General features: G+C 35.5%; 21 protein-coding genes and 1 tRNA gene. 1 reads left to right on the top strand and 21 read right to left on the bottom strand.

What is annotated here, in order from left to right; all coding sequences use genetic code 11:
• Positions 1 to 110: 110 nt before the first annotated feature.
• The 6 genes from L1275_RS10235 to L1275_RS10260 all read right to left on the bottom strand — a co-directional run bounded on the left by L1275_RS10235 (position 111) and on the right by L1275_RS10260 (position 6,895).
• Positions 111 to 1,073: a hypothetical protein gene (locus L1275_RS10235; protein WP_253472454.1), complete on the bottom strand. Its 963-nt coding sequence runs from the start codon at positions 1,071 to 1,073 to the stop codon at positions 111 to 113.
• Between the two features lie 393 nt (positions 1,074 to 1,466).
• Entirely contained in the window at positions 1,467 to 2,351 is an 885-nt protein-coding gene (locus L1275_RS10240) for a hypothetical protein (RefSeq protein ID WP_253472457.1), read from the bottom strand.
• A 240-nt stretch (positions 2,352 to 2,591) separates the two neighbouring features.
• Positions 2,592 to 3,311: a hypothetical protein gene (locus L1275_RS10245; protein ID WP_253472460.1), complete on the bottom strand. Its 720-nt coding sequence runs from the start codon at positions 3,309 to 3,311 to the stop codon at positions 2,592 to 2,594.
• A gap of 37 nt (positions 3,312 to 3,348) precedes the next feature.
• Complete coding sequence (locus tag L1275_RS10250) at positions 3,349 to 4,248, bottom strand: hypothetical protein (RefSeq protein WP_253472463.1); 900 nt, start codon at positions 4,246 to 4,248, stop codon at positions 3,349 to 3,351.
• A gap of 501 nt (positions 4,249 to 4,749) precedes the next feature.
• Complete coding sequence (locus L1275_RS10255; protein ID WP_253472466.1) at positions 4,750 to 5,472, bottom strand: UPF0489 family protein; 723 nt, start codon at positions 5,470 to 5,472, stop codon at positions 4,750 to 4,752.
• A 169-nt stretch (positions 5,473 to 5,641) separates the two neighbouring features.
• The gene (locus L1275_RS10260) at positions 5,642 to 6,895 is read right to left on the bottom strand and encodes a hypothetical protein (protein ID WP_253472469.1); all 1,254 of its coding nucleotides are present in this window, start codon (positions 6,893 to 6,895) and stop codon (positions 5,642 to 5,644) included.
• Positions 6,896 to 7,433: 538 nt separating this feature from the next.
• On the opposite strand from L1275_RS10260, the gene L1275_RS10265 reads away from it, so the two are divergent.
• Complete coding sequence (locus tag L1275_RS10265) at positions 7,434 to 7,637, top strand: hypothetical protein (protein ID WP_253472472.1); 204 nt, start codon at positions 7,434 to 7,436, stop codon at positions 7,635 to 7,637.
• An 834-nt stretch (positions 7,638 to 8,471) separates the two neighbouring features.
• Here the strand turns inward: L1275_RS10265 and L1275_RS10270 are convergent.
• The 15 genes from L1275_RS10270 to L1275_RS10340 form a co-directional block, all read right to left on the bottom strand.
• Positions 8,472 to 8,559: transfer RNA gene (locus L1275_RS10270), tRNA-Ser, on the bottom strand.
• A gap of 95 nt (positions 8,560 to 8,654) precedes the next feature.
• Complete coding sequence (locus L1275_RS10275) at positions 8,655 to 9,443, bottom strand: TSUP family transporter (RefSeq protein WP_253472475.1); 789 nt, start codon at positions 9,441 to 9,443, stop codon at positions 8,655 to 8,657.
• Between the two features lie 80 nt (positions 9,444 to 9,523).
• On the bottom strand, positions 9,524 to 10,828 hold the full coding sequence (locus tag L1275_RS10280; protein ID WP_371923464.1) for a phenylacetate--CoA ligase family protein: 1,305 nt from the start codon (positions 10,826 to 10,828) through the stop codon (positions 9,524 to 9,526).
• Entirely contained in the window at positions 10,825 to 12,489 is a 1,665-nt protein-coding gene (locus L1275_RS10285) for a C45 family peptidase (RefSeq protein ID WP_253472481.1), read from the bottom strand. Before L1275_RS10285 ends, L1275_RS10280 begins: the two co-directional genes overlap by 4 nt.
• Positions 12,476 to 14,017, bottom strand: coding sequence for an NAD(P)/FAD-dependent oxidoreductase (locus L1275_RS10290; RefSeq protein ID WP_253472484.1), 1,542 nt, complete (start codon positions 14,015 to 14,017; stop codon positions 12,476 to 12,478). The genes L1275_RS10285 and L1275_RS10290 overlap by 14 nt, the downstream gene beginning before the upstream one ends.
• Complete coding sequence (locus L1275_RS10295) at positions 14,007 to 17,678, bottom strand: MMPL family transporter (RefSeq protein ID WP_253472487.1); 3,672 nt, start codon at positions 17,676 to 17,678, stop codon at positions 14,007 to 14,009. The genes L1275_RS10290 and L1275_RS10295 overlap by 11 nt, the downstream gene beginning before the upstream one ends.
• Before the next feature lie 2 nt (positions 17,679 to 17,680).
• A complete protein-coding gene (locus L1275_RS10300) occupies positions 17,681 to 18,853 on the bottom strand; it encodes a DUF2062 domain-containing protein (RefSeq protein ID WP_253472490.1) in 1,173 nt (390 codons plus the stop codon).
• A gap of 11 nt (positions 18,854 to 18,864) precedes the next feature.
• Positions 18,865 to 19,344 carry a hypothetical protein gene (locus tag L1275_RS10305; protein ID WP_253472493.1) on the bottom strand — a complete coding sequence of 160 codons (480 nt, stop codon included), beginning with the start codon at positions 19,342 to 19,344 and terminating at the stop codon, positions 18,865 to 18,867.
• Between the two features lies 1 nt (position 19,345).
• A complete protein-coding gene (locus L1275_RS10310; protein WP_253472496.1) occupies positions 19,346 to 19,720 on the bottom strand; it encodes a 3-hydroxyacyl-ACP dehydratase in 375 nt (124 codons plus the stop codon).
• 382 nt (positions 19,721 to 20,102) lie between these two features.
• On the bottom strand, positions 20,103 to 20,714 hold the full coding sequence (locus tag L1275_RS10315; protein WP_253472498.1) for an outer membrane beta-barrel protein: 612 nt from the start codon (positions 20,712 to 20,714) through the stop codon (positions 20,103 to 20,105).
• 299 nt (positions 20,715 to 21,013) lie between these two features.
• The gene (locus L1275_RS10320) at positions 21,014 to 21,616 is read right to left on the bottom strand and encodes an outer membrane beta-barrel protein (protein ID WP_253472501.1); all 603 of its coding nucleotides are present in this window, start codon (positions 21,614 to 21,616) and stop codon (positions 21,014 to 21,016) included.
• Between the two features lie 21 nt (positions 21,617 to 21,637).
• On the bottom strand, positions 21,638 to 22,243 hold the full coding sequence (locus L1275_RS10325) for a hypothetical protein (RefSeq protein ID WP_253472504.1): 606 nt from the start codon (positions 22,241 to 22,243) through the stop codon (positions 21,638 to 21,640).
• Positions 22,221 to 22,850, bottom strand: a complete 630-nt coding sequence (locus L1275_RS10330; protein ID WP_253472507.1) for an outer membrane lipoprotein carrier protein LolA — start codon at positions 22,848 to 22,850, stop codon at positions 22,221 to 22,223. The genes L1275_RS10325 and L1275_RS10330 overlap by 23 nt, the downstream gene beginning before the upstream one ends.
• Positions 22,851 to 22,871: 21 nt before the next feature.
• Positions 22,872 to 23,573 carry a polysaccharide deacetylase family protein gene (locus L1275_RS10335; protein WP_253472510.1) on the bottom strand — a complete coding sequence of 234 codons (702 nt, stop codon included), beginning with the start codon at positions 23,571 to 23,573 and terminating at the stop codon, positions 22,872 to 22,874.
• Positions 23,574 to 23,653: 80 nt separating this feature from the next.
• Positions 23,654 to 24,694 (bottom strand): beta-ketoacyl synthase N-terminal-like domain-containing protein, encoded by a 1,041-nt coding sequence (locus L1275_RS10340; protein ID WP_253472513.1) that lies wholly within the window; start codon positions 24,692 to 24,694, stop codon positions 23,654 to 23,656.
• Positions 24,695 to 24,696 lie beyond the last annotated feature (2 nt).

Consider the following 24,696-nt stretch of genomic DNA (forward strand, 5'->3'; position numbering starts at 1 on the left):
CAGTTTTTTTTAAAATTACGGCTAAGGCTTCAGGGATGGCAAAGCAGCGGAAAACAAAGCGAGCCTGTAAAATTAAGCAGTCCCTTTAGCAAAACCCATGTTAACAGCAGTTATTTTTTCAGAATATGGTCTTTGTTTTTTTCGTTGAAAATTGTATTAAGTTTTTCAATTCTGGCTTTATTGTAGTCCATAAATCTAAAATCAAGCGTTTTTAAAGTGTCTATTTCCGCAAGAAAGTAAAATTGCTCTGCCTTTAATTTGGTATTAATTTCATTAAGCTGCAATTCTTCTAATTTTGATAAAGACATGAGAACTTCCGGATTTTCCCAAACTTTCATATTGGAAAGTTCCAATTTTTTTAGGTTTTTAAGTCCAATTAAATTGGGTAGTATTTTTACTTTTGATGCGTCTAGTTTTAAGGTATTTAAGTTTTCTAATTCTGCTATACTATCTACATTTTCCAACATCTTTATCGAAGTGATACTAAGATCGGTCAAGGACGGCTTGTTAAACCAGCTGAAATCATTAGATGTCATACAATGGTCAATACTAAGTTTTTCTATCTTGTTCAAAGATTTTAAAAAGCTAAAGGAGTTCGTTGTTGCGGACAGATAGATCGTTGTCAATTCGCTAGAAGTGGACAAGGGTTCTAGAGCAACAAAACTTCCAGTCAGACTGATGTTAGTTAATAAACTGAGTTTCTCCACAAAAGAAATATCAAGCTTTTTATTTGGTTCCAATTGCAAATTGGTCAGTTGCGTCATTTCAGAAACCGGCTGTAATGTGGTATTGTTGAACCCACTAAAATGCAGTTTTCGGACATGCCTCATTTTTGTTAGTAAAGCCAACTCCTCAACGGTTATCATGCTCTTATCAGAAACGCTCCAAACGTGAAAAATCAAATCCGGTCTTAGCTTAAACACCCCTTCATCTAATTCTTTTAGTACGGATATTTTTTCGGCCCCAAAGGCAAAAGTTACAGCAGCATGAGGTCGTAATATCTCGACAGCCTCTTCCATTTTAGCTTTTGTCCATGGAACGCCGTCCATGGAATGTATCCATTTTTCTGTCATAAAGAGTAGTGCTGTGATTGTAGGTAATGAGCTGCGGCTAGGCAAAGGCAGGGTTTTGAAAGCGAAAACTTCATCCTTTTACTAGCAGTAGCCAAAACGAATTTACAGGGGTTAAATTTAAGAAAAAAACGAATACAAATCGTTTTTGGCGAAATAGTAAGGTAGACCCTACGCTACCGAGCGAGTCCGCTCGCGTCGCCTGTATTATTTCAACAACGCTCCATCATATTGGTTTGTTTGCTTGTATAAAGAGTTTTTTTCTAAATATAAAAAAGGAATAAGTATTTTGACTAAACCAAAAGAAAGGATCGACTCTGTCGAATTTCATTTCGTGCGGTAGCGGGGCAGTTTCGCCCCACTATTGCAAAACCCTTGGTACCTACAGTGTTTGCGTTACATTCCAATGGTCAGATATTTCATCTTTAAATTTATGTCAGTCGCTATTTTTAATAAATATTCATTTAATGTTATCAAATGCTCAATCTCATCTGATTGTACGGAAAGTAGAGAGCTCTCAGTATCAAATCGCAGATGTTTTAGAAGGCTTTTATCATTATCCGCCAAGAATAAATTTATTGATTTTTCTATATCGTAAGCATTTATCTCCACTTCATTTTCTAATTCCGCTTTGTTAAGAAAAAAGTTGAAATCGTTAAGTAAGTATGTAAATTCCGTGTTGTTCGACTTAAAATAGGTTGGATTGAAAATAATTGACTTTTGATTATCAGTGGCATCAGAATTGATGAGCTTCTCCTGACCTCCATTATCCAATTTTTCGAGACAATCGTGTATGTAATTATGCAGAGCATTTCCTAATTTTCCTTTATATATTTCTTCTGCTAATTTTTCATATCTATCTTTTAGTTCTTCATTTTTAATTGTTAGTGTAATTTCTCTTTGATAATATCTTTCTTTCCAACGGTATTCAGGATAATCTTTTCCTTTTGATATAATTATTTCAAGGTCTTTTGATAAATTTTGTTTGAATTCTTCTCTTATTTCTTCGGGTATTTTTTTTTGTATCCTTTCAAAATATTTTAGTAAAATTTCTTTCCATTCCTCTGCTTCTTTTTGAATTATTGGAATGTCAAAGTTATTAGAATGTACACTAAGTAAACTTAAAGCGTGTATGTCGCCAAAAATAGAAGTGTTAACTTTTCTCAAATTTTTATAAAACCCAATGGCTTCTCTAATCTGTTTGACAGAATAATTCATCGCACCATAAAAACCCATTGCTGAAAAGTCATTTTTATGTATTTCGGAAGTTGTCACTTTCATATATTGTATTTTGTAGATTTTTTTTTAAAAATTCCGGGAAAAGTTTCAGGCCTAGGCGAAGGACCGGATTAGAAAGACGAAACTTTCAACTTTGCATTACCGTTAGCAAAACCATTTTTCTATTTGCTAATTTAAACTTTTAAAGCAAATGAAAAATGGTTTTTGCGGATAGAAAACAGAGAGGTTGAAATTAGCACTTAACCCGATCTTTTGCAAACCCCATGTTAGGCGTAGTTATAATTACTTAAATCTTATAATTTCATCTCCACATATAATTGCACCATCTCTGATTTGTTTCAGTTCATCAAGATTTTGATAATATTTTCCATTATTGTTAAATATTTTTTTGATGATTTTAGTTGTAATTAATTCTAAAATATTTTCAATTTGATCATCAAATTCTTTTAGAATTTCTATTAGGTCATATTTTTCAAAATGATTTTGATTTCTTAAAAGCGTAATGCTATCTGAATCTAAATCAGGTCTTGAAATTTCATAGACATCAAATTTATGTTCAGAATCTTCTTTGGCAAGAGAATAGTTCGATGGATGAGCGGCTATCTTATTTCTTAAAATAATTATTGCACAATTATTTAGTGGCTTTGATATAAGTTTTGAATTAGGAACTTTGAAAATTTCAACAAGATTGTCTATTGCTATTTTTTGCTGATAAACAGAGTTTAACAATCCATACAAGCATAAATATCTTTCTCCAGTATCTTTATGTCTATAAGGTCCTTGTAATTGAAATTTTATGAAAGAAGCTTTTGCGAGTTCAGTGTCATCCAAAACATAATATGAATTTAACATTATATTCCAACCAAATTTGTTTTCAAAACCATAATAATTTTTGACGTCATCTCGAAAAGTTTCTTCACATGTATCCGCCTCCCATTTCATTGAGAAATCACTTAATATACCTTTTTGGATATCGATGAATTTTTCTATTACACTTCGCATGATAATTACGCCTAGACCTTGTTATATACCGTTTTTGTTATTTTTTACCGCTTCTTTTTGTCATATCTGGCACTGCTTCTCCAGGTATTATTTGAGTAATGACTTTTACGTCTTTAACAAGTCTTTGAATTATTTTTGAAACAGGTTCTTTCGTTCTTGAACTTTCTTCAATTGCTTTTTGTATAATTTCTCCGTCTATTGTTTGACCTTCAGGAGCAATAATCATAGATTGTCTATTAAATGGAGCTGTGTTTACATCGTCAGCTCTAACCATTAATTTTTCTATTTCTTCAAACAATTCTTCATTTTCAAGTATTCCAACACCAGCATTCATAGAACCTTGGTTTATAATTATTTGATCTTCCATTTGTTTTTGAAGTTCTATCATAAATAAATCCTCATCACTAAACGGAATATGAAAATCATTGAATTTTAAAAATATTCTGTCATCTACTATCATTTGTATATGATAATGAGGTTCGGCACCAATTTTCGCATTTTGATGACCTTGCAAATCTGTATTACCCACAGAAAAAGCCCATTCAATATTTTTGTATCGGAATGTGGATTCTAAGAAAGAAGTTGAAGAAGTTTCGTTTTTTAAATCGTTGATGTTCGTTAAAAAAACTTCACTATTTGCTAACCAACGAAAATAACTATCTAGTTTAAAAAAACCGATTGGTTTCTTCAAATATGATTCAAAATGCTTTTTTCTAATTCCATTTGGATAAGTGAACCAATGAAAGCAAGTTTTAGATTCGTCAAAAGAGTCCATATCTCCACCGCAAAGAAAACATTTGCCGATTTTTAAATTTGATATAAACTCTTGATGAATACGTTTGTTTTCTTCATCCTGTTGCCTGTTTTTTTCTTCTATTAAATCAGCGCCTAAATTGTTGAAAAAAGATTTTAAATCTTGGTCTTTATATTTATTCATACGGCTTGGTCTAAAATGGCGTATAACCTTGTTATTTCACGAAACAAGACACTGTGTAGTTTTGTAAAACAATACCTATATACGCATTTCGTTAAATTTGCTACGAATATAATTAGTTTTTTGTAAATTAGATACTTAGAAAGTTATTTTTATGGATAGCGAAACAATTCTAAAAACTTTACATAACCGATTGCAGGTACATCGATATGCTAATAATACTATAAAGTCATATTGTGGTTATACCAACGCTACAGCGCGAGTCCTCTCGCGTGGGCTGTATTATATCCAACAACTCTCCATCATATTGTTTTTTTTACTTGTATAAAAAGTTTTTGTCTAAACATAAAACAGGAATGAGTCTTTTGACTAAGCCAAAAGAAAGGATTAACTCTGTCGACTTTCATTTTGTACGTTCGCAGAGGTTTTTGATTACCGCACGAAAGGATTGACTCCGTCGAATTTCATTTCGTGCGGTAGCGGGGGGTGTCGTCTTAAGTTTTATTATGTAACTAAATTAAAATCAATCCTAAGTACTTCACAAAATATAGTCATTACATGTAACGAGTTTACCCATCCACCACAACATTCAGGGCTCAAACAAAACGTAATCACAGTTAATTTATCCATTACAGAATTAATTTTTTCCGCAAATAACCTTATGAATTCATTTGAAAAAACTTGAACCCTAGTACTGTTTAATGTATTAAAAAAATAGTCAATGTCAACATTTAAAATCCAGTTCTGTTCCGAATCTTGATTTATATAGTCATCAATGTTGTTTAAGAAATCTACAAAACTTATTTCTTCTTTTATGAATTCTGGCTCGTGATTACCGAAATCAAATGTTGAAAATATTGTGGTTCCATAGTAATTGTTATAGACTTCTCTCAAATTCAAAATATAGTTATCCCACCTAAAAGTTTTACTTCGTTCTCCATGTTGATTTTCTATGTATAAACCTTCATATTCTTGATAAGTTAACTCACGTAGATCTATTCCAGGTTGAATTATAGTTTCATTAACGGTACTTGGATGATTTAGTAAATCATAATGCCTATCTATATGAATTAAATTATTATTTTCAACTTCTTCGATCTCATTTAGCCAACACCAAGCCGCGCATAAATGATTATCCATTATGTAAATCTTATCTTGCTGAAACAAGAAATTTACATTTTCAATCATTGATTCAGCAAATTCTCCATTAAATTCTTTAATCCACATGTTCGTATTTTGATGTTTTTCCACAAATTGCATACAACGTTTTGAATATTGCCGAAGGAGGGTATTTTTAGCACAAAAGTTCAATCGAAAAACGAAAGTTGAACTTTGCAAAAATGCCCATTCGACGTCATTGAGCACCGTTTTTGCAATACCTTGTTAACCGTTATTTTTATATTCCTAATTCAGCTATAAGGTCTTCTCTACTTTGATTTGATAACCAAATTATGAATCCCTTATCAACAATATTTAATTTTAAATTGCTACTGTCATAATCAATTATTAGAGGTATAGTGTTTTTCTTGACTTGTAAAGATGCTATAGATTTTAAAGCCTGTGTTAAATTACCAGGATTCAATTCGTGTTTTCTAGGATGTTCAACTTGTAAGAGAGCATTAATTTCATTTCTCTTTAATCCTTTTTCTAATTTTGAAATGTCTGCTTTAATGATAGCGTACATTATCCATCTATGCATCTCTAATTCAGTAGCTTGAAATCCTTCTGAAATATTAGTAATCAAATTATTGTATCTACCAGAATGTTGATCTATAACATCTGAAATTATTACATCTAAACTTTCACAATTAATCTCTTTATTTTCATCTTGTGTTTGATTAATTTTATTGATTTTGCACAATTGATAGCACACTTCTTGAACTATATAGACATTATTCAAACTTTTTTTTATCAATTGTTTTTTACTCGCTTCTGGAATTGATATGTTCAGTAAGATTTCACCATCTCCTATTAAAGAATATAAATTCTCATCCGTCCATTCATCAGCATTAACTGATTTAATCCTCCCCGATAAATCTCCATTTAAAGCAATAAGTCTATTTTCTTCTAACCAAACACCTACAACTATAAACGTTAAATCCGAATTTTCGTGTAAAGCTTTTAGTTCTATTGCAAAATCTACCTGAGTTTCATCTTTTAGATAATGAAAATCTTCAATGATTATATATCTATTAAAATTTAGGCTTTTTAGTGCTTGTATAACATCGTTAACATCATCAGGGTCTAATTCTAATAGTTTGAATTCCTTTTGGTTTACCTTTTCTCCTTCTAATTCACCCTCAATGTCAGCCTTTGCAAATAAGTTCCATCCAAATCCAACTTTAACCTTAGCCTTGCCCGAAATGGATTTTGTTTCAGAAACTTGAACAGTAAATCCAGCTTGCTTTAAAATGTTGACGTTTAAATTATACAGGTCCATTTTATTATCACAATGAACAACTATATATTCTTCAGGATTAAGATTTTTTTTTCTCAAACTCGTTTTTCCTTGTTTTGAACTTCCAAAAATTACGACATGATGTTTTCGATCCAATGCATCTTTAAAAATTGAATCTACTTCTCTTACAATATAGTTAAGTGGTAAATCTCTTTGTATTCCAAAGACATCTTTTGAGTTATTAATTTTCATACAATCTTCTTAAAAATTACGGTTACCATTGTTTTTTCACGAAACAAAAAACGACAAAGCTTCGTGAAACTCCACTTATATTTGAATATCGTAAAATTAAATGCTAATATAATTAATATTCTATGAATTGGACAATCATACTAAACAATATTCATTGATAGCGAAATCAATTTTTATAAAACGTAAACCCCGTAATATGGATAGCAAAGCAGGGATAAAAACATTGCCAAACAGCTTAAAAGTGTATCAGTATGCTCATACTACCATTAAGTAGTATACGAAAATTGTAAGCGTAACTGAAAGTTTTAAACACAAAGAAAAACCACGGGCTGGCGCCCTGGCTTTTTTGTTTCCCCTACGCTTATGAAAATGAATTTTCAACGTGAGGGATTACTGCGTTTGTTGGCTTACCTAAAAAATTTTAGAAAACACCAAACACTTATTAAGTTATTCCCATTAATTCCAAGTTATTAGAAAATACTTAATAAAATTTAAGTATTTTTCAAAACAATAAAAAACTTAAACCAATAAACATATTATGAAAGATACAGCTGACAAAAAAAATCTAGCAAAATATAAAGAAGAAATCGCTAATTTAACAACCAAAGAACTTTTAGAGGAAAAGGCATATTTTACTTTTGCTTCGTATCGAGTACTAGAAAAAATTCATACTCAAATGACTATTTTTATGGTTGTTTTCTTAATTAGTTTATTTATATCTATATTCTCATTTATTCTTTAAAAAGTTTTATCAATGAAAAAATCATGCCTATTTTTTCAATAAAAGAGCACATTATAACTAACGATGTATTTTCAACCAATCATCTCTACTAATAATGAAATTAAAATAGATACCATACAATTTGGCAGCTATCAATTAATGCCGAAACTCAAGTGTTACGAGATAAGTCAAAAGCGTGAGAAATAACTCATTTACAATGCGAGGGATTACTACGTGATCCCTAAGGGGGTTCAAAACACAAAGAAAAACCACGGGCTAACGTCCTGGTTTTTTTGTTTCCCCTCCGCTTATGAAGATGAATTTTCAACGCGGGATTCTGTATATTGAAAAAGGGATTACTCCGTGATCCCCAAGAGGGCTCAAAACACAAAGAAAAACCACGGGCTGGCGCCCTGGTTTTTTGTTTCCCCTACGCTTATGAAAATGAATTTTCAACGCGGGGGATTACTGCGTGATCCCAAAAGGGGTTCAAAACACAAAGAAAAACCACGGGCTGACGCCCTGGTTTTTTTGTTTCCCCTCCGCTTATGAAAATAAATTTTCAACGCGGTGTTCGGTATATTGGAAAAGGGATTACTACGTGATCCCTAAGGGGTTTCAAAACACAAAGAAAAACCACGGGCTGACGCCCTGGTTTTTTTGTTTCCCCTACGCTTATGAAAATGAATTTTCAACGCTAGGGATTACTACGTGATCCCTAAGGGGTTTCAAAACACAAAGAAAAACCACGGGCTGACGCCCTAGTTTTTTTGTTTCCCCTCCGCTTATGAAAATAAATTTTCAACGCGGGGGGAAACAAAAAAACCGATTGTTTTCACAATCGGTTTTTCTTTGCAGAGAGGAAGGGATTCGAACCCTCGATACCCTTTTGAGGTATACACGCTTTCCAGGCGTGCGCCTTCGACCGCTCGGCCACCTCTCTAATTCGAGTGCAAATATAGGATATATATCGGATGTAAAAAGTTTTTTTATTGATATTTTTAAAGGAACAATCGTTCTGAGTATCCCTCCTTAACGCTATTTGACAAATACATCCCACGAAAAACGCAGTATGGTAATTCCAACGATAATCAGAAAGAATATTCTTACAAAGGAGTTTCCTTTCAACAAGGCCAGCTTTACGCCTAAAAACGCCCCCAAAAGGTTAAAAACCGCCATCGGAATGGCATATTGATAAAGGATATGTCCCGATTGCGCGAAATACAACATCGCAGCTATATTCGTAGCAACATTGATGTATTTAGCACTGGTCGTCGCTTGCAAAAAGTCATAACCGATCAACGATACAAAGGCAAGCAACAAAAAAGTTCCCGTTCCAGGGCCAATCATACCGTCGTAAAATCCAATCGCAAATCCAAAGACCAAACCGATAATCAATTGATTGATCTTAGTACGCGTCTGTTGAGAATGCAACCCCAAATCCTTGCGCGAGTACGTATAGATCGCAATAGCAATCAACAAAACCAATATAACCGGCTTGATACCCGCCCCACTGACCAAGGTAATAGCATGTGCCCCCAATAAAGCCCCTCCAAAAGCCAAAGCAGCTATAGGCAACAACAACTTCCAATCAACCTCAACTCTCTTAGAGAAGCGGTAAGCCGAAAAAGCCGTACCCGTCAAAGAAGGTATTTTAGTGGTTCCAAATAAAGTGGCAATGGGATACTGCGGTAAGATAACCAACATCGCAGGCGTTTGAAGCAATCCCCCTCCACCTACTATAGAATCAATAAATCCCGCACATAACGATACCAAACACAACAACAAGGTTTCATAGGTAAATAAATCCTCAATAATTATTTCCATTTTTCTTTCGCCTAATCAACGACTGCTATAACAACCGATTATCAATTCCTTAATTTATTCTCCTTTCAATTCTTTAAAAGCTACACCAAATTTTGTTGCGCCCTTTTATCGATAAAGGTCGTCGGTTTACGGTTCATCGGATTAAACACGATTTTCTGCAACACCTCGAAATCATTAAATTCTATACGCGGTGTTACCCGCAATTTCGCGCGAAATAAATCCTTGATTACATTTAAGAAATCAACTGAATCATTAGAGGTAACCACGCGAATTAATATGTCATCGGTACCGATATCGTTATTCGATATCTCGATTAAATGCAGTTTGATTTCGTCAAAAGACGCCAATAAATCATGCATCGCTGGCGGATATAAGGTCGTTCCCTTATATTTTATCATGTGTTGTTTACGGCCTTCAACCGGTCCAATTCTATAGGTCGTTCTGCCACAAGAACAAACGTCCTCGTGCTTGCGTACCATATCACCCGTTTTAAATCGCAACAACGGCAAGGCCTCTATACCCAATGTAGTCACGGTTAATTCTCCAATTTGTCCCGATGGTACCGGCTGATTGTTTTCATCTAAAATCTCGGTGATAATCAATTCCGGATGGTGATGCCCGCCTTGAAAGTGATCACACTCCGTAAATGCAGCACTCATCTCCGTAGAAGCATAGGTCGAAAACAATTGGATATCCCATTTGTCCGTGATGCGCTGCGCGAGTATATTGGGTTTTAAATCAGCTGTCCTCAAGGTTTCGCCAATACAAATCACCCCTTGTATACTGGAGTTCTGATAATCAATGTGATTGATTTCAGCAAATTCTATCAATTTCAATAAGAATGAAGGTACACCAATCAGGTATTTCGGTTGGTATTTTAGGATGGAGTCCCATTGCAATTGCGGAATACCCGCTCCTACGCGGATTACCCCAGCTCCGAGTTTTCGCAAACCAAGGAAATACGCCAATCCAGCCATAAAACGGCGATCCATCGTAGTCATTAGTTGTACCAAATCACCCTGCTGTATACCCGCACATTGGAACGATATCATTTCATTATAGGCCAAACGATCCAGATCACCATCGGTAAGTCCAAAAGTCACCGGATTACCCAAAGTACCTGAAGTCGTCGCATAATCGATAATCTGTTTTTTGGGAACACAAAAGAAATCGTCGTTATAAGCTTGTAAATCGTCTTTGGTGGTAATCGGTAAATCGCAAAGATCTTCTAGCGTATGTATACGATTGATATCAATCGTATTATCCTCAAATTGCTTGCGGTAATACGGTGAATGTTCCTTTACGTAAACTAATAGCGCGCGAAGTTTTTCTTCTTGAAAGGCTTTGATCGCCGCTGGCGAAGCCAACTCTATCGGTGGTATTATCTGCATCTTCTCTCAATTTTTCTAAGGTATTTTTCAACCCTTTCAACCTCAATTTGGGTTGTGATTTCTTTACTTTTCGCCTTTTCAAATTCGATTTCGGCACGCCTGAAGTATCCCTTTTTGTAATAATATTTTCCGGCCCAAAAATATACCGACCAAAGTTCGGGATTTAATTCCTGAAATTCGGTAAATTCTCGTTCAGAAATAAATTCATCAGCATCTATTCTTTGTTCAATCTCGCGCTCTACTATTCTATATTTCTCGTAATTCGCATAGTCAATAGACTCCAAAAACGGGTCTTTTTGAATCGTCAAACTATCCACACCTAATGTACGTACGCCTATCGGTTGTGATTTAAAAATTTCCTTGAGATCATAGGCCACAAATTCCCCCAACTGATACGGATTTGACGACACCCAAACCAAGCGCTGTTCCGGTTTAAAAATCACGGCATGGTGTGCCAACAGTTGATTTAAAGCTTTCTCATTGCCATATCCGATTTCCTTGGCAGCTAAACCATCCGTTTGTCTTAGTATATCAGCCATTTTTTCAGGGTTAAGCTGTTCACTTTGTTGAACAACTTGATTCATCTTATCCCAACGATAAGCAGAATGACTTTGTTCTATTTGAGCCAAATTGCGCGAATCCGACTGATAGGCCTCACTTTGAAAATGATTGGAACACAGGATGTAATTGTTGTTTTCAACGCGATAAACATCGAATTTTTTCGGAGAAATTTCCAGTAAAACCACTTGCCTATCCTTAGCACTTCCTACCATAATCGATTCGGACACAAACACCTTGGTGTCTTTTGCCAAAGCAATGGCTTCATCAATAGTTGTAGCATACTGCAAAATCTCTCGACCCAATATAGAAACCGGTGTTTTAGCCTTTAAAGGAATGGTTGACTTTGCCGCGTTGATCGTAACAGTCAACCCTTCTTCATTCATACCCGAAACCACACCGATCATGCCTCCCCAAGTGACCGACATAAAAGCGTGCCCCTTATCCGGTTTCACAAAGGCTACGATCTTGTTTTTAGCAAAATCATCGCCCATATAAAAATCAAAATTACGTCCGATCAACATCGATCCATCTTCCGATTTATCATCCCATACCGCCAAAGACGAACAGCCAACGAGCGCTAGATCCTGAAAAGCATGTCCAATATCATGTGCCCCGTGTAGGTAAATATTGCGCTCAAATTTATTTCCCAAAAAATTATAATGATCCGTAGCATAATGGGAAACCCCATAAATTTCCGTCTGGTATTCCAAAGGAATGAAATGCAGAATATCGCGGTTGTAGTATTTTAGTAATCGAACCAATAACCGCTGCTTCCACCCAGAGGGAATCATTTCTTCTACTTTTGAAAAGAAAACATTTTCTTGAAAACGATATAAATCTTGGGTTAATGCCCCAGTTTTATATCCGATTTGTAAGGGATCACCCGAAACATATAACTCCCATAATTGTTGACGATTTTTAATCAGAAAGTTATCTCCCACCTGCGCGATCGTATCGTTAATCTGAGTGCGAACAGGAAAATTTTGATCAAATTTCTCAAATTTACTCGTATCAGTCCAACTCTTTTTAACAGCACACGAGCTCAAGAATAGCACTATTATAAAAACACTGTAAAAGTTTTTAAAAATTCTCATATTCTTCTAATTCACGATGTATTCGATTTAACATATATTCTTTACCCAAAATCTCCGAACAGGTAACAAATGCGCCTACAGTAACCCCCAAAATACCGTGCATACCGACGTTTTGACCCGTAAAGAAAAAATTACTAACCTTGGATCTCACAGAAACAAAAGTCTTCATCGGCGCATTAGCATCTTTAATAAACCCATACATATTTCCATTTTCTGCACCTATAAAATCACGGTATGACAAAGGACTAGATGTGTATATTTCGGCTATAGACTCCCTAATTGTTGGGAATTTCTTTTCTAATTGGCTAATGATTAAATCGGCTTTTTCTTCTTTAAACCGCTCATACGACTCACTTCTGCTTTTTTTATTTTGTATGGTTGACGTATTATAAGTCGCCTCCCACTGTTCAAATTCTTTGATATCCATATAACTCATAATCGTCATACTCTCTCCCCACTTTTGATCTTTCTCTGAACAGTTCATCGTTGACACAACCAATTGGGGCCATGTTCCTCTCGGTTTCTCATAAGTATTCCAAACGGAATCGATCGAATCAAAATGGTAGGTATTGTAATTTAAGTAGGGGAATGATTCTGGCTTTAACACCAAATAAACAGTAAAAACCGACGACACCACCTCCAATCCTTTGATGCGTTTGGTGAAAGGTTTGGAGAATCGATGCTCCCCAATCATTTTCAGAGAGGTTTTAAGATTGATGTTCGAAATAAACTGTTTTCCATAATAACGCCTACCATCACTCGTCACACAGGCTTTAAGTATTTCATCTTCAAAGATAAAATCAACCACCTCCGTATGTTTATAGGTTTCTCCACCGTATTTTTTAAGTTCTTTGATCAATAGTTTAGAGATCTGACTGCCTCCATTTAAACACTTCCACGCGCTATTAATATAAGAATTAACAGATAGTGCATGGACATACAACGGTGTCCGCTGCGCATCACCCACATATAAAAAATTGGTTCCCGCTAAAACGGCTTTCAATTTTTCATTTGTAGTGACACTGTCGATATATTCTTTAGCATTGATGGAGAGTATATCCTCATCATACCCCTTGCCCGACTGTAACGTATACATTGGAAAGGCATGACATACTTCTTCAACTTTATCTAAATAAGCTTTAATATTTTTTTCTTCGTCGGGAAAGTAAGTCAATAATTGGTCCACAAAATTATCATTACCCTGGGCATGGGGATACCAGTTATCATCACCGTCAAAAGTAACGACATCGAAGTGATTCTGATCCATGCGCTCGAGCTTTAAATCTTTCATGATACCCAAATAGGAAAAGTACTGATAGAGATTTTGCCCTTTGTCCAAACCACCGATATAGTGAACTCCAGTATCAAAAATGGTTTTATTACGAACAAAGGTCTGTAAATTACCTCCATACTGGTTGTTTTTCTCCAACACACAAACCTTTTTGCCTTCTTTGGCTAAGATAACGGCTGAAACCAAACCCCCTAAACCACTTCCAACCACCACAACATCATATTGTTTATGCTCCATTATTTCGGCGTTTATATATACGAAGATAATCATCTTGATATTCTTGTTCAAAACATTCGCAGCCGATTTGCAAATTCAAGTCGGCTAAAACTATAATTGTACGAATAGATTCCGGAACCTCCGCAAGTTCATACTCCGTTGTAATCAACAACACTTCACAAGCCGCTGTCGCTTCGTCTAACTGATTTAGATAGACGATGTCGCGAATCTTAGACAAATAGTTCGTCTGCGCCACAGCTCTATGTTCAGCATTGATGATCCAAGTTTGTACTTTTCGCCTGGCTTGCTGTAAGCTTAGCATAAAGTCTTTTTGCCCGTAGTCGTTAGAAATATGTAAAACAGTTGCCTGCGGATCTATAAAAGTATTCCACCGATGTATCGCTGTTTTATATTTTTCAAAATCGCTTTTAACCGCTGTTTCTATCTCATATTCTTTGTAGCGATAACTCAACAATAATTTCTTTTTAAAATAATCCTCCCCCTCGAGCTCCTTGCGAATTTCAGCAAACTCATTTCTAAAGTGTCGGCTGATTTTTTTGGTGCGTTCAGCATAGCCCTGACCAAAAGCGGGGTCATCATACTGGATCCTACCACCTATAAAATCGATGATATGCCCATCATAAATGATGTGATCTCCTTTGGGAATCACTTCAGAGTTCCCGTGAATATAAATCGGTAACACATCTATTTTTAAAGCCTCCGCCAAATAGAATGCCCCTTTGTGAAAGCGTTTTACATCATTGTCTATGGAACGGGTTCCCTCAGGAAAAATCATCAGGGAAAAACCTTGATCTATGCGTTCTTGTAATTTATCTAAGCTGTTTTCAATACCTTGAGATACGGGATAAAAACCCGCCATACGCACCACTTTTCCAAAAATAGGAGAATTATAAACCCAATCATTAATCAGAAAAACAATATTGGGATTAATCATTCCAATCGCCAAAGTATCCAAAAAGGAAGTATGATTGGATATGATAATTGCAGGTTTACTAAAGTCTTCCCCTGTTCGATTGATCAGCCCTTTTTTCACAAAGGGATTCAGATATAAAACCGAGGTCATAAACCACGACATGCCCTTACTGAACACCTTGTACTTCTTGAGCTTACTAACCGGCGCTATGATCATAAACAATCGAATGATCAATGAAAATAACACTCCAACTAAACCGTAGTACAAAAAGGATAAACACGAATGAAAAAACAGTCGTAACGTCAACGGCGACTTTCCTTTTTTCGGTCGATTGGTAATAAAGGTTCTAAATAAAATAGGATACAGTACAAAAGTGATGATTACAGCAGAAAACACCCCTATTAACGATACCAAAGAAATTGATTTTAACGCAGGATGTTTGGCAAAAACCAATGCTCCAATCGCCAATATGGTGGTCAACACCGCCAATAAAATAGAGGTTCGATAAGCCGGCATTTCATCTTTACCCGTAGAGTATTCCTTCTGCAATGCCGCTGTCATAAAAATACTAAAATCCACACCATGTCCAAAAACCAAGGTACAGACAATCGTACTAAAAATATTAAATTCAATATGAAACAAGCCCATCAAGCCCATGGTAACCAAACCCGTCAAAACAATCGGTATCATACTGATAATCACCAATTCCAAACGTCTAAAGAAAACCCATAGAATCAGCACAATCGCGACAAAAGAATAGTTGATAAGATTATTAAAATCCGTAACGAGTTCGCCCAAAAAGGTCTCATTCATCTTTTTACGGTCAATGACTAGCATATCTGTCTCCTTACTGATTTTGTCGACAAAAGAAGCTCTTTTAGCATCTTCGAGTTTGACCAAGGTTGAAACGGTATAAAACCCCTGATCTTCGGTGATAAACTCTTCAAGAATCTGCGGGTTTAATCCCTTGTAATCGGTTAGAGTAATCGGTTCAAATCGAGTTTGCAATAATTCGTAAAAAGCTTGATAAGTATTGGCTTTAAAACCATATACTTCCCCTTCTTTAATCAGCTGTTGTTTAAACTGTAAAGTATCGACTGTAGTACTCCAAAACGCATTCCACTTGGCAATTCTCACCTCCTGGTCCTTTTTTGAGAGTACTAGTCCACCTAGGGAGCTGAAATTAAGTATTTCACCGCGTTGAACACCTTGGTTTAATTCGTTAAACAAAGCCGTATTCTCATTGATTAACTCATCAATGTTAGAACCATATTTGGCGAGATAAATCGATTTCGTTTCCTTATCGGTACTATTTTCCAACTTAGCCTCCGCTGCTTGTAGTTCTTCTGGAAAAAAGTTCAGTTTCGACAGATCGTCATCAAACCCGACTTTATTAAAAGTGAAAAGACTTATTCCTATTAAAAGTACACAACTGATCATTAAGGTTTTGCTGCGATCAAACTTAAAATGAGCGACCTTATCTACTATGGTCTTATTTTCTTCAAGCCCTCTTTTGGGATAATACAAATGCGGTATCATCAGCAAGGAAATGATACCCGATGCCATTACCGTAATCGACGCAAATATCCCTAAGTCCTTTAAGGATTCGGAATTGACAAACAACAAACACAGAAAGGCGATTGCCGTTGTCCCACTACTCATCAATATGGGTTTAGTAATCTCTTTATACAGACTTTTGGTATCACTACAATGCTTGTAATGCGTCATGATATGCAAGGCATAGTCAATGGTTATACCCAGCAACACAGCCCCAATACTCAACGAAATCGCCGATATCGAATCTTTTAAAAAGTATAAGATCATCAATGCAAAAAGACCGCTAAAAAGCGATGGAATAAATATGATGATCGGGATATAAACCTTTTTGTAAAACAAGATCAAAATCAGCATTAAGGCGCACATCGAAATCATCACGGTATTTTGTATGTCGTGCTTGATTTGTTTAGCATTCGCAACTGCAACAAAGGAGGGTCCGAAATAATCAATTGATGATTTGTGGCTAAAAGCTTGATTCAAATTATCTTTAATCTCGTTCAGTGCCCCTATAAATAAAGTGTTTTGCTCGGTTTCTGTTCCAGCTAATTTTGGGTTAATAAACAACAACAACTTGGTTTCATCCTGAGATACGATAAATCCGTTATAAAGTTTATAATCGTCGCTGAGATTGAGTTTTTGTAGTTTTTGTAATGCCAGAAAGCCAATTCCCGCGGGGTCCTTTAAAATAAATTCTTTGGCAATCATGCCCGTAGGAGACACTAGTGTGCGATAATTATCAGCGACTAAATTAGAAAGACTGTCACGATTGACCTTAGCTTCTATAATCTGATAATCCTGAGGTTCCAGAAAAAGCGGCAGGTGAGCATAAATAAAATCAAAGGTTTGATTGATATTATCCTCATCTATTTGCCCCTGTACTGAACCGATATACGAATCTAAAGGTGCTAAACTATCTAAAAAAACCTGAGCCATCTCTGTCATACTATCCAAATCACCAAGAGAATCCCGCTCGATAATCACAGAAATTTTATCGGCAAATTTGAGTTGTTTGAGAACTTTTGAACTGACGTTGGTCTTTTCGTTTTTAGGTATGATCCGCGTAATATCCTCCTCAAATTTTATTTGATACGCAAAATAGGCCATAATCACTAAAGCGACCAAGGAGAGTATTATAGCAATACCTTTGTTGCGCTTTACACTTAAAAATACCTGATAAAAAAACTGATGCATAACTATTTATTTTTAAAAAACCGCAACAATACGTAAGAGCCAAATCCAAAGCTAGTCGCGACTACAGTTGCTAAGATCACACTGCCTATCAAATATTGAAACAGGTGATTCGAAATCATATCGACCGAAATCTGATCAAAATTAAAGGGAACTTGAGTACTGTAAAAGAAAAGTCCGCCTACTTGCAGCGAGCCATAAATGATTAGGGGAATCATCGGTGGAATGCTGACATTAGAAAAAGCAAATGACAAAGCTTTATTTAAGCGAAGTACCGCCGCTAAAAAAATCGACAGAAAGGATTGCAATCCCCATAAAGGAGCTATACCAATAAAAGTACCTAACGCTATCGACAGTGCTTTTTTTTCATTGGAATCATCACTGCCTAGAATGTCTTCTCGGAGAAACTTTTTAAAGCTTTTTTTTTTAAATCGCAGTACTAAATTTCTAGGAAAAATATACAATAAAGCGATGACTACCAATACGGTATTTAAAACACTTATTCGTGCAAAATCCTTAAACGGTCGAAAATGCGATACCCTTTCGTTGGGGTCGTATAATATATTAATCGGTACGTTTTGTACGGGAACATGTCGCCAAGCCGTACGTACGATAACTTCTATTTCAAATTCAAATTTCCTTGTAACATACTTCTTGGGAATGGATTTTAACGGATACATGCGATAGCCCGATTGTGTATCGTTTAATTGAATTCCCGTTTCAAACCAAAACCAAAAATTCGAAAACTTATTGCCAAAACTGCTTTTTTTGGGTACATTTTCTTGGTTCATGTTACGGCTACCGATCCACAATATATCTTGTTCAGCTGCTATATGTTTGTCTACGAAAATTGGAATGTCCTCTGGAAAATGTTGCCCATCAGAATCGATAGTAATCGCGTAGTTATACCCTAAATCCAATGCTCTTTTAAAACCCTGTCTCAAGGCATATCCCTTTCCGCAATTGGTTGAAAAATGAATTTGATGCAGGTCACTATATCCCTCTAAGATACTTGCCGTTTGATCTGTAGACCCATCATTAATGATGATGATATCGTCAGTAAAACACAAAACACCTTCAATGACGCGAGAAAGTGTTTTGGGATTGTTATAAGTGGGAATAATAACACAGATAGCATGCTGTTGCATTTTGTCTGTTGTGTTTAATAAGACATTCATTGCAAGGGCATTTAAAAATTTTGCTTTTCCGTATCGCTAAAAACTTTTGATTGCAAGCTGTAGTCCTTTATTAGATCTTTAACTGCCTTGGATTCTTTTTTATAACCCTCGACAATCATTTTTCTATCTTCTTGTATGTTGCTGTTGTATTTGAGTATTTTCGGTGCGTGTTCTTGAATGGATAAACGGATTAATCTCATTTCCACATTCTTTGGTTCCTTAGCAATACTCTTCTCTAAAATAGTCAGACCCTCTGTTGCATATTTCTTTTTATGCAACAAATCGCTGCTGTTTTTAGCTTTTAAAGTAATGGCTGCTCCTCTATAAGCTTCGACTAATGCCGATGCCGCAGGTTCCTCTGAAAATAATTCATAAAAAGCATTGGCCTTTTCTTTAGAGTTATTAGCTACTTTAAAATGAGCACGAATCGTCCCCAAGTCTGGGTTTGTACTACCCAAAAAAACCGCAATCAATATAAAAAAAAACTTCATCTTATACTATTTTAAAGGTTGTACCCATTTTTAAAGCGACCGTATCTTCATAAACAGCCGTCGTTTTCACCTTGGACTGTGCTAATTCTAAATCGGTGTCCACGCTCATTTCCAATTTCAACTCCGGATGTAATTCCGGATTGATCAGTGCCATAAATTTCACGTTACTGACCTGACTCATAAACAATTTTTTACCTGTAAAACGCTCCGTCAACTCTTTTACAATTTGCATCATGCAAACTCCTGGTGTAACTGGATTATCTGGAAAATGCCCTTTAAAGATCTCATGGTCTTTATTCAATCTGATCCAGACTATATAATTTTTTTCGTCCGCCTTATCAAGACTCACTACGGAATAAAAATCTTTTAACAACATCGTAAATTAAACTGTATTATAAATTCTTAGTTTTTACAAATATACATTCTTTATTGGCTTTTATACAAGTGGTTTTTAAATAAATGAAACCCTAACTGTCAATTAAAAATTGGTCCGAAAACGCCCCATAACGCAGTCACTACCGTTTTACATGAAGCACCAATTGAAAAACATGAATTATAAAATCACTACAGTCATTTATAGTGCTGCAACAAACAGCATTAATAAAGCATCATTTTTTTTACTTTCATCTTTTCCCCTCACTCATTAATCGGAATCCCTTCTTCAAAAACAGTTTTTATTAAAATGTTTATATCGCGGTATTACCGCTGAAACTACTAAAAAAAGGATGTGTTTTGTTCTAAAACACATCCTTTTTAATTTACTTAATCTTGTAATACAGTCCGATTTGAAAGGTAGTATTCGTTATAGGATTATCGCTGAAGAAGAAGTAATCTGAATAATCTGAATAAGGCTCTGCAAATCCCTTTTTAAAACGGGCTTCGATACCTAATGATTCTGTAAAATCATAACCAATTCCAAGATTAATGGTCACATCTACATCTGAATTGGTATTCGAGGGGGCATTAACCAAAAACTCTAAGCCCGGTCCCGCGTGAAAGTTAAACTTTTTAAATTCAAATTTATTAATCACATTCACTCCCAAATATTGAAGCGGTAGATCTTTTCTCACTTCAGATTGACCTTGTTGTCCACTCCAATCTCCACCAACTGGAGGTAAATAAGCCGTTTCGTATTGATGAATTGCATCTTTGGCCCCTTGTCTCGAATAGTTTAATTCTGGTTGCAAGGTATAGAATGGAGTGAATTTAATAGCACCAAGTACACCTACATAAAAATCGGTTTTTGTTGTACCATCTACATGAGACAAGGTACTAAAATTAACTCCCGCACGCACACCTGGGTTAAAGGTAACTTGCGAATAAGCTTGATAAGCACCGAAAAGGCAAAATAATAGTAGTGTTTTCTTCATTTTTGTGAATTTATCGTTGTTGAAAAATTTGATTTATACATGATTGAACTGTTTTATAGCTATTAAAATCATGTCGTTATTATTCACGAAATATAAATAAAATTCCTAACGCAACACAAGAAACACCTAATATTCATCTTAATTCAAGCAAAATAAATGTATATATCTTTAAAACACGTCTAAAACATCATTCCTCTAAATCGATATCTCCTTCATCCAGTTTAAGAGAATGGGTACTACAAACAAAAAGGGGAGCTATCGTCTTACGTACAGCTCCCCCTTGACTAATTGTAAAAAACTTACTTCAATTTATAAGATAATCCCACTTGAAAAACACTGTTTGTCATGCGACCATTATCGACCGTAAAATAGTTGCTTTGATATTTTAGTGGCTCTATCAGCCCTTTCTTAAATCGGGCTTCTACTCCTAATCTCTCAGTAATATCATATCCAAACCCCAAGTTTATAGTCAAATCAATATCTGTTTCCACATGATCAGGTGAATTCACAACAAATTCTAAGCCCGGACCGAATTGAAAATTCAACTTTTTAAAAGAAAATTTATTAATTATATCCACACCCAAATAACTTGTCGTTAAATCCTTATACGCAAGATCACCAGTTCCAGAACCGATACCATTTATATAACTGTACCTGTAATTTTCATAAAACTCGACCTTATTCATACCTTGTCTCGAATAATAAATTTCGGGCTGAAAGGTATAAAACCGAGATAATTTTAATGCTCCGAATATACCTACATAAAAATCAGTTTTGGTATCACCTTCTAAATGCGTGTATCTGCTAAAATTGGCTCCCGCACGAACACCTGGATCAAAAGTAACTTGAGCCTCAGCTTGGTAAATGCAGAAAAGTAAAAATAAAAGTAAAGTTTTTTTCATAAATAATGAGTTTCTAGTTAGTTAATTGATTAGTGTGATTTTTAAGTTTATATTATGGTGTATGATTTCGATTTGTCTTAATTCTTTATTTTCATCAGTTGTAAAATTCAAATCTACCTTTCTTTTATACTTAGAAAAGAGAACGATTTGACTCAATTGACCATCATCCTTGTTTACGATAAAGTATTTGTTGTCCGTCTCCGATTTAAACCCCCAACTAGCTCCTGTATCCAACCTTTTATCTACTGGATTCACAACTTTCAACATAGCGGTGAAATCTCTTTTCAAAATATTGAGAATGATTTTTTTGTTTAAATCCTCCATCACATAATTGACATGAAAGGATGTGTCTGTGATGGTAAAGTCAAATAGGGTATTTCCAAAGTCCGAAGTAAAAACCATTCTGTGTTCGTGTTCGCCGATGCGCTTTGCAATAAACAGTCCAGTTATGGTATTACCATAAACCTCTATACGCCCTCGATAAAGGGTTTCTTTTGTGTAATCTGCAAAATAATTATTGGTAAGGCTTTCCTGAACCCAAGTCGAATTCTGCCCATCAAGTTGAAATGGTTTGCACGAATTCAAACTCAACAAGATTAAAACACTAATTATTAAATATCGCATCATTTAAAGCGGTGTTGATTTTTTTATTTTTAAACACGATACGCGTATAATCATTAGACGGCTCAATGAGTTTCACCTCGGAAACCGTACTTTGGTTGTTATTAAAATACAAAACGATTTCTTTGATATACTTGTTTACTTCCTTTATCTTCGGCTGTAACTTGGCGATATCCCGGTTGTTATCTTTAAAATACGTGATTACAAATGCCGTTTCGTCAAACATATTCCCACTGACACTTCCCATAATCAAAGCGTTGATCTTTTCAAATTTTTTATTATTACCGAGATCCACCTTGTTTTTCTTTCCTTGATCGTTGATAGACACTTTGTTGTCTTTAAAAACGATACTATAAACAAAGGGTTTATCGTATTGCCATAGGAGTTTTCCCGGTGTTTTTAAAGACATCTTTCCTTCAGACACGATGTCCTTATCCAAGAAACTCATGTGCTTGTATTGGGTAAAATCAGTCGTTAATGTTTTAATTTTTTTTGCCTCTGCAACCGTTGTTTCCTTGAAGGTTTTCATTTCAGAGGCAGTCATACTCTTTTCCTGAGCAAAAATGCCCTGGCAATAAGCGACGAATACAACTACTAGTATACTAATTTTCATCTACTGTTTATATTTTTCTTATTAAGGATATACCACATCGGTATATGCTTTGATTGTAAACAAATCGGCTACCGTAACACATTGGTAGTCATTTTCGTTAAGAAAGTTCAATAATTGTTCCACAATTCTGACCGACTGAGGATTGACATCGTGAAATAAGATCACGCTTCCCGGTTTAATTTTCGAAATTACGGTTTTTAATATTTTCTTTTCGTCGGAGATTACCGTATCCAACGATCGAATGCTCCAACCGATAACCGCATGCCCGGATCGTTTAACGGCTTTTGCCACATGAGGATTCGTTACTCCAAAAGGCGGACGATATAACAGTGGCTTCACACCAATAACCGATTCAATGACCTGATCGTTATACTCTATTTCCTCCAGCATTTTTTCAGTACTCAAAAACCCTGTATTCACAGCGTGGGTATAGGTATGATTGGCGATAAGATGTTGTTGATCAAATGCTTCTTTTACCCACTCAGGGTGTTTTTCTATTTGCTTACCAATACAAAAAAAAGTTGCTTTGGCATGGTGTTGCTCCAACAACTTTAAAATCGATTCTGTATAAATAGTAGGCCCATCATCAAAAGTAATCGCTACTCTTTTATTGATCTCGCCTTTCTTTTTATATAAAACCGGTAAAAAATAACCCAATCTAATGTCAAAAGCCCCCCAACTCACTATCGCTAAAAAAACCAACAACACGACCCATAATCCCATGAGAGCCGTTTTAAAAATAATAGCGCTCAGCACAAAGGCCAATACTAGTATTATAAAGACTGGAACTATGATCTTGTGTTTTAGCATTTCTCCAATAGTATCAAACTGTGATCTTCACCTCTTAAGTGATTATAAATTAAAACATTCTTAATCAAACCGGTTTTTTTCTTTGCTGTTAAAACGCTCTTCGGTATATCTTGATTTTTAACGATGACAGCGCCCAACAAAACCCCAAAAGCCGACACGGTGTCGTATTCTCCTGTTAGATGTTTGTAATGTACGAGATCTGCCCAAGGCAATGCCCTTTCGATTTGATTGAAATAATCCTTGCTTTCAAGCATTTGGTTATCGCCCAATATCAATACATCTATATCTTCTGCTGTGCGTTGATTCGCCTCTAAAAATTGCTGTAGTCCCTGGTTAAAGCTGGTTTTTTCAAATTTATGTTGCATCCACACATCCACTACTTCAGCATAAGTGGCGTCTGTTTTTTGATTTTGCAAACAAAAAAACGTCGCACCTTCGCCAATATTAACCCCTTCTTTAAAGGGTTTATCAAAATCGGTATTCACCAATTCGGTTAATTGTAACAAACTCAACGTATAATCAGAAATCTCATCAATACCTCCTACCAATGAGTTGTTTAGCTCCTCATTTTGAATTTGCAAAAATGCATCTAGCAAGGCCGACTCAAAGGATACAGAAGCATGAACATAGGTGAAATTATAACCCTTGCATTGTAATCTTAACGCAATTTGTGCTCCAACGGTGTTATGAGTGGACTGAATAAAGGATGTTGGTGTTAGAAACTGCTCGTGATTTTCCAAAAGACTTCTCAAGAATTTTTCAGAATCTTCCAAGCACCCCATACCCGTACCTGTAATAACAGCATCCGGCATGGTTACTTGCGCCTGATCAAGAGCTTGTTGTGCGCTATAAATACCCATTTTAACTCCCTTAGCCATGCGTCTTAGCATAGCTGGGGCAATCATTTCTTTATAAGAAGGATGTTGAGCATAATTAATCGCCTGAGTGATTGGTACAAATGATTCTATATCCAACCCCAATTGGGAATTTTGAACGGAAACTCCTCCTATTCCATTGATGTATACCTTTTTCATAT

The organism is Flavobacterium sp. HSC-61S13 (assembly GCF_024171535.1).
In the GTDB taxonomy this organism is placed as follows: Bacteria; Bacteroidota; Bacteroidia; order Flavobacteriales; family Flavobacteriaceae; genus Flavobacterium.